The sequence below is a fragment of the Paenibacillus sp. P4_A7 genome (genome assembly GCF_056402455.1).
In genome coordinates this window covers 1-5,971 of record NZ_JBFUHJ010000343.1, presented here as the reverse complement: position 1 = coordinate 5,971, position 5,971 = coordinate 1, and the positions used below count along the sequence as shown (strand labels likewise).

At 39.5% G+C, this 5,971-nt stretch carries 6 protein-coding genes; 4 read left to right on the top strand and 2 right to left on the bottom strand.

The genetic code is table 11. The features are described from left to right. The coding region (locus tag AC1DWN_RS25675) for a hypothetical protein (RefSeq protein WP_477561733.1) at positions 1-245 on the top strand (245 nt) is incomplete at its 5' end. Between the two features lie 75 nt (positions 246-320). Here the strand turns inward: AC1DWN_RS25675 and AC1DWN_RS25670 are convergent. Both AC1DWN_RS25670 and AC1DWN_RS25665 read right to left on the bottom strand, forming a co-directional pair. Next, the gene (locus AC1DWN_RS25670) at positions 321-752 is read right to left on the bottom strand and encodes a universal stress protein (RefSeq protein WP_477561732.1); all 432 of its coding nucleotides are present in this window, start codon (positions 750-752) and stop codon (positions 321-323) included. An 81-nt stretch (positions 753-833) separates the two neighbouring features. Beyond that, positions 834-1,865: a hypothetical protein gene (locus tag AC1DWN_RS25665; protein WP_477561731.1), complete on the bottom strand. Its 1,032-nt coding sequence runs from the start codon at positions 1,863-1,865 to the stop codon at positions 834-836. A 449-nt stretch (positions 1,866-2,314) separates the two neighbouring features. On the opposite strand from AC1DWN_RS25665, the gene AC1DWN_RS25660 reads away from it, so the two are divergent. The 3 genes from AC1DWN_RS25660 to AC1DWN_RS25650 form a co-directional block, all read left to right on the top strand. Next, positions 2,315-4,492: an NAD-dependent epimerase/dehydratase family protein gene (locus AC1DWN_RS25660; protein ID WP_477561730.1), complete on the top strand. Its 2,178-nt coding sequence runs from the start codon at positions 2,315-2,317 to the stop codon at positions 4,490-4,492. Then, on the top strand, positions 4,485-5,378 hold the full coding sequence (locus AC1DWN_RS25655; RefSeq protein ID WP_477561729.1) for a hypothetical protein: 894 nt from the start codon (positions 4,485-4,487) through the stop codon (positions 5,376-5,378). Before AC1DWN_RS25660 ends, AC1DWN_RS25655 begins: the two co-directional genes overlap by 8 nt. Before the next feature lie 2 nt (positions 5,379-5,380). Then, positions 5,381-5,971, top strand: a 591-nt coding sequence (locus tag AC1DWN_RS25650) for a DUF2194 domain-containing protein (protein ID WP_477561728.1), incomplete at its 3' end; no start/stop codon positions are given.

Here is a 5,971-nt window from a genome sequence, read left to right as displayed (position 1 = left end):
TAGTTACACCTTGTGAACCCAATCCGCTGTGGCGCCATACTAGTGGTGCAATGGATGGGTATTCGACTGTGATCCATCGGTTAAGTAACYATTATGGTCTCGGTGTAGCAGATGTTCAACTGTTATGGAAACAGGAGCTGGCAGCGGGTAAAACACCAGAAAGCCTGCTTTTAAACAATATTAACCACCCTAATGATTACGGACATTATATCTACTTTACGGCATTTTTAAATATGATAAGTTAAGCTAGCAAAATAAAAATGGTGCCCATTCACTCTATCATAGAGTGGACGGCACCATTTTTTTTCATGTATTTATAGTTATTTTACAATAAGGACAGGCATTTTAGCTTGCTGCACAACGTTATGGCTAACGCTTCCTAGCATAAATTCTTTCATAGCGCTAAGACCTCTGCTGCCAATAACAATCAGGTCGCAGCCTTCACTATCGGCGAAGCTTACGATTTTAGCAGCTGGAGAGCCAGTTAAAAGCACAACATTTGTGTTCGGGATGCCCTCAAGCTTTTCCTTAGCATGATCGAGAATAGCGTTGGAGTTCTCCTGCAGCTGTTCTTGGTAGGCTTGAGATGGGAAGAAAGTCATGTCTGCTGCAACTATTGGCTGAAGTGAGATGACGTGAGCAACAGTCAGTCGTGCATCTGATGAACTTTTTGCTAGCCAGATTGCTTGATTTAAAGCATCAACGGAAGGTGCTGATCCGTCATAAGGTACGAGAATGTGATTAAATCCCATGGTAACCCTCCTCATATTTGTTATAAGAATATTATAAGCCTTTATGATAGAAAGTGAAACACGAGGGCTCAGCTATAGTATTTAATATTCTACTTGTTCTGGGAAATTATAAAAATGTTTCCCCTTCTCGGAATGAAGCCTAAAGCCCCTGCTTGCAAAATCTTTATCTCCGTATTTGGATACGTATTGAACGTTATTGGTGTGAAATTCCATGAAATTAGCGATATAGGGCTGACGAAAAACGATATCCCCGCTGACCTTTGAGGAGCTGTAGTTTAAGGGAGCTATTCCATACCCATCTAGTGAAAAGACGCCTGCAGCAGATTCATTCATTCGAAAAAACTTCCTAACAGCTGTTGAAGAAAAGGCTGAGTAATCCATTACGCTGACACTCAGTATACGTACGCGCAAATTTTTCCTGTGCGCGAGAACCTTATCTATTTTTTTCTTGAAGGAAGAGGTATACGCGCTAGGACTGTTCGCCTGAGTAATGTCAGTGGGCTGAAGGAAATCCTCAAGCAAGTAATAATCATTGCTGCCAAGCAAGGACTTTTCCCCTTTCGGATTATATACGGCATGAATGGCGTTGCCCATAACCTCATCAGGATGCCAAGCATTGATAAACGCTGAAAGCTCTACGCTGTGAACATACTTGACTACTTCGTTAAACCTCGAACGGCTGACTTTGTAATCATAACCGGCATCATCCAAAAAAATCCCGCCAACGCCCATTTCTTTCCACTTGTCAATTCGATCTTTCATAACGCTAATGGATAAGTTATCTGTTGTAACACCTAGATCAACATATCCAAATAGGACAGCTGAAGGTTTTTTCTCCATTATTTTTGCAATGACTTCTTTCGATGATTCGTGATGAGTATGAATGGGCAGTTGGAGCTTATCACCAAAAACTAAATAATCATACTCACTGAAAACCTTAGCTGCTTTCTCTACATCCCAAAGATCATTCACGCCTTCTGGTATTCCGTAATAAATAAGCAAGCGGTACCCTGTTGCCTCGGTTGAGATGTCTGGTGCAGCTCCAAATAAGAGAACCGAAACAATAAGACAGCCAGTAAGAAAAAATCGTTTTGTATTATTAATTAAACGCATGAAGAATCCTCCAAACCAATAAATTTCATTTTTTTTAAAATGAGGTAATTATACTATACATAGTTTGTTCTTTTTTCACAAAATTGACAACTTAATTTCGAAAGAACTAGGACGTATGGATCGTCCGTTTTAACCGAATATGTCGTTTTGTAGATAGTTTTTCCTATATAAATGTTTATATTTGTCTATAATGTTCAGTTTTTGTCTAGTTTGTTGTGATATATTCGTTACTACTTAGTTCGTATAGAAGCTAGAGGGGATGTGCTTGTTCCTTTATTCCTATGCCTCATTCATAATAGCCATCGATTAGAACCTCATCATAGCGTTACAGCATCGCATAAACAACTTCTACTTTATTTTCCGAGGTGTCTCAAATAATTACATAAGTAAATTCATTATTAGTAATTGAGTATTTGTATAAACAACTGGTTTATTTGGAGGTGTAATCATTGAATGTTTTAATTACAGGTGGTTATGGTTTTATCGGTTCATTCGCTGCAGAACGTTTTTATAAGGAAGGTCACCAGGTTTATATCATTGATAATTTGATTACAGGTCAAAAGTCGAATGTGACAGTGCCGCATAAATTTTATCAATTAAATGTAGAGGACAAAAAATGCGAAGAAATTTTTCGCAGCATATCGCCTGATGTTATTGTTCACTTGGCTGCTCAGGTAGATGTTGTTACATCTATTAAAAGACCTCATTTGGATACGCAATCTAATATTCTCGGTCTTGTAAATATGCTTCAGTGCGCGCAGAAATTCGGTGTTTCAAAGTTTATATTTGCTTCCTCAGCTGCGGTATACGGTCCGTACGATCAGGTCTCCTTAACGGAGGATCTGGTAGGGAATCCAGTTTCACCTTACGGTATTAACAAGAAATTAGGAGAATATTATTGTGAAAAGTGGAAGGAATTATATGACCTAAATACACTAAGCTTTCGTTTCTCAAATGTCTATGGACCTAAGCAAGGAAGTAGGGGGGAAGGTGGAGTCGTATCTATATTTATGGAACGGCTGCGCGATGGTAAAGAGATAACTGTATATGGAGATGGTACTCAAACTAGAGATTTTATCTATGTCGAAGATCTCGTTGATGGCATTTACAGGGGCGCAAATAGTGTGGTAACAGGAGTCTATAATCTATCAACCAATAATCAAACGAGTGTAAACCAACTAATAGAAGTTTTGAGCGGTTTGAAAAAAGTTGGTAAAGTGAATTACTTACAGCCACGCGAGGGGGATATTTACAAATCTAGCTTATCTAATACACGAATTAAGAAGGATTTGGATTGGGTGCCGATATTCAGCTTAGAAGAGGGAGTAGCGCGAACACATGAGTGGTTTGAAAAATCACAGCAAGTCTCCCAATCAAAGCCTATCAAAGAAACCAATGCGAATAAAAATAGATGGCGATCAATCTTGAAGCCATATGTAGAAAACGTATTGGCATTTACGTTAGTGGCTGTTCTTACCATCTTTGGCTCTGAATTTCTTATGCATACGAGCGTAGATTTCAAGCTGATCTATGTTATTTTACTCGGTATTGTATACGGCACCAAGCAGTCGGCACTTTCAGCCGGTTTAGCTTCGGCATTATATGTTTTTGAGAACTTAAGCAATGGACGTGAGTGGGTATTTTTCCTTTATGACCCGGAGGCGTTATTCGTTATAGCAATGTATCTGTTTTTTGGTCTTATTGTAGGTTTCGTATCAGATAAAAGTCGGCGAGATAATGCGCGTATTAACAGCGAGCTGGAAACAATAAAAGAAAAATATTCATTTTTAAAAGAAATCTATAGYGACACACGTACCGTCAAGGAAGAGCTTCAACGTCAATTGATCAATAGCAAGGATAGTATTGGTCGTATACATGGCGTTATCAGAACATTAGAGAGCTTGGAGCCAGAGGAAATCGTCACCTCCTCCGTTAGTGTATTGTCTAACTTGTTGGAGGTTGAGCGAATTTCGATCTACTCGGTTAACAATTCAGAATTTCTACGTTTGATGATTAAATCTAATGCTCCGGATTTTAATTTGCCAAAAACAATAAAAGTGTCAGAGCACCCGTATATTCAAGAGGTTCTGAGCAAAGGAAAGGTTTTTGTGAATCGCGGCATGGAGCCTGAATTACCAATGCTCGTAGCTCCAATATTGCATGAAGACCTGATTGTAKCGTTAGTAGCCGTATATGACCCTACCTTCTCTAAGCTTAGCCTCAGCTTTGAAAATACTTTAAAGGTGAGTGTTGAGCTGATTTCAGGATCCTTATCCCGAGCCTTCAAATATGTGGGGATAACTCGAGATGATCGGTTTGTGGAAGAGACACCAGTACTTAAGCCATCCGTATTCCTTCAGGTGTTGGAATCGAAGTCTGTTGCAAAACAGCAGTATAATAATGATTTTGTTTTGCTCGAGGTTGCCCAGGACGGGGTGCCTCTAAAGAAATTGTCTGAACAAATTTCAACAGCACTGCGTGATTCTGATTATCTTGGAATGATTAAAGACAATCTCGTTTTGCTGCTATCGAATTCAAATGCTAGAGAAGCCGATTTTGTTATTAAGCGTTTGAGTAGAAACGGCATTTTGACAAGAGTTATGAGTGAGGAAGAAGCATATGGTTGAGTATTTATTTATTGGGTACTATGTTGTTTGTATAGTTTATTTAATAACAAAATGGATAGGCCGAAAAGGAGATTGGCTATTAGGCTCGATGATGGCTTTGCTTATTCCATTTTTCGGACTTCCTTTAGCCATTCTACGTGATTTTGCAGGAAGTAAAGCAGGTTCCTCAGAAATAAAGCGTTTTGTAGATTTAATTGATGGTAATGAGCGGCAGGATCGTATTTTTACTAGAATTGATGTGGACAAGGAAGTTAATATAGCCCCTCTGGAAGAGGTTCTTCTTGTTAACGATCTTGCAACACGAAGAAGGCTGCTGCTTGATGTGTTGAAGGAAGACATGGATGAAAAAATGATTCCATTGTTGGAGCGCGCGGCGAGCAACGAGGATACGGAAACATCTCATTATGCGGTTACTGCTTTGATGGAAATGAAACGTAAGATGCTGTTGGACATTCAGAAATGGTCCGTTCGTTACGAGGAACAAAGCAATGACTCGTATGTCATGCGTCATTATGCTAATGCCATTAAGCAATATATGATGAGCGGCTTTATGGACAGTCGGATGCAGATGTCGCAACGAATGAATTACGTGAATTTGCTGGATCGACTGTTAGACTCGGAAATGAGAAGTGAAGAGTTATTCAAAGAGAAAATTTCTAGTGAAATTGAGCTGGGGCGATATGAAGAGGGGCTGCGATACAGCCTGCTGTTCCGCAAATATTATCCAGACAACGAAGATGCTTATTTAACGGCGTTAAATCTGTACTATTCCTTGAAAAAGAACGATTCCTTCTATGAAACGCTGGAAGCATTGAAATTATCTAAAATTCGCGTATCCAATACGGCTTTGAACGTCATCCGTTATTGGTCAGTCAAAGGTGCATGAGTATGAAAGAGCAATCTAGGTTTAAATTTAATAGGCAAATTTATTTTATTTTGGCATTTGTGCTTCTTATGGCGCTGGTCATTCAAACGACTCGTTCACAATCGTTTCTCAACTATGGCGGTGAGCTTAACAGTAGTGTATCCCCGAGCTCAAAGGGAGAAGTCAACGCCATATCCAAGGAAGAGATTGGCTTACTGAACGAGGAGAAGCTGCTGGTTCTCTATAATCCAAATGATATGTTCAGCGTAAAGCTCAAAGATAATACAGAACAAATGTTGATTTATATGAAGAAAAAACACGATGTAGTCGACTTTAAGCAATATGCCGGTTCAGGAGAAGGCTACGATAGTGTAATTATCGCTTTTAACGAGCTGGCAAAGCTCCCGAGTAATAGTTGGTTAGATGGGTTTGTGGAGCAAGGGGGACGAATGCTGTTTACTACTATGCCGGTTGTAGATGGCTCGTTCTATCGCATATATCGTAAGCTTGGGATTAATGAGGCAGGAGATTATGGTTTGACCAAGGGGCTTGTGTTAAAGAGCAATGTGCTCATTAACTACAAAAATGAGGAGTTCCCTGCCAGTATTATAGAG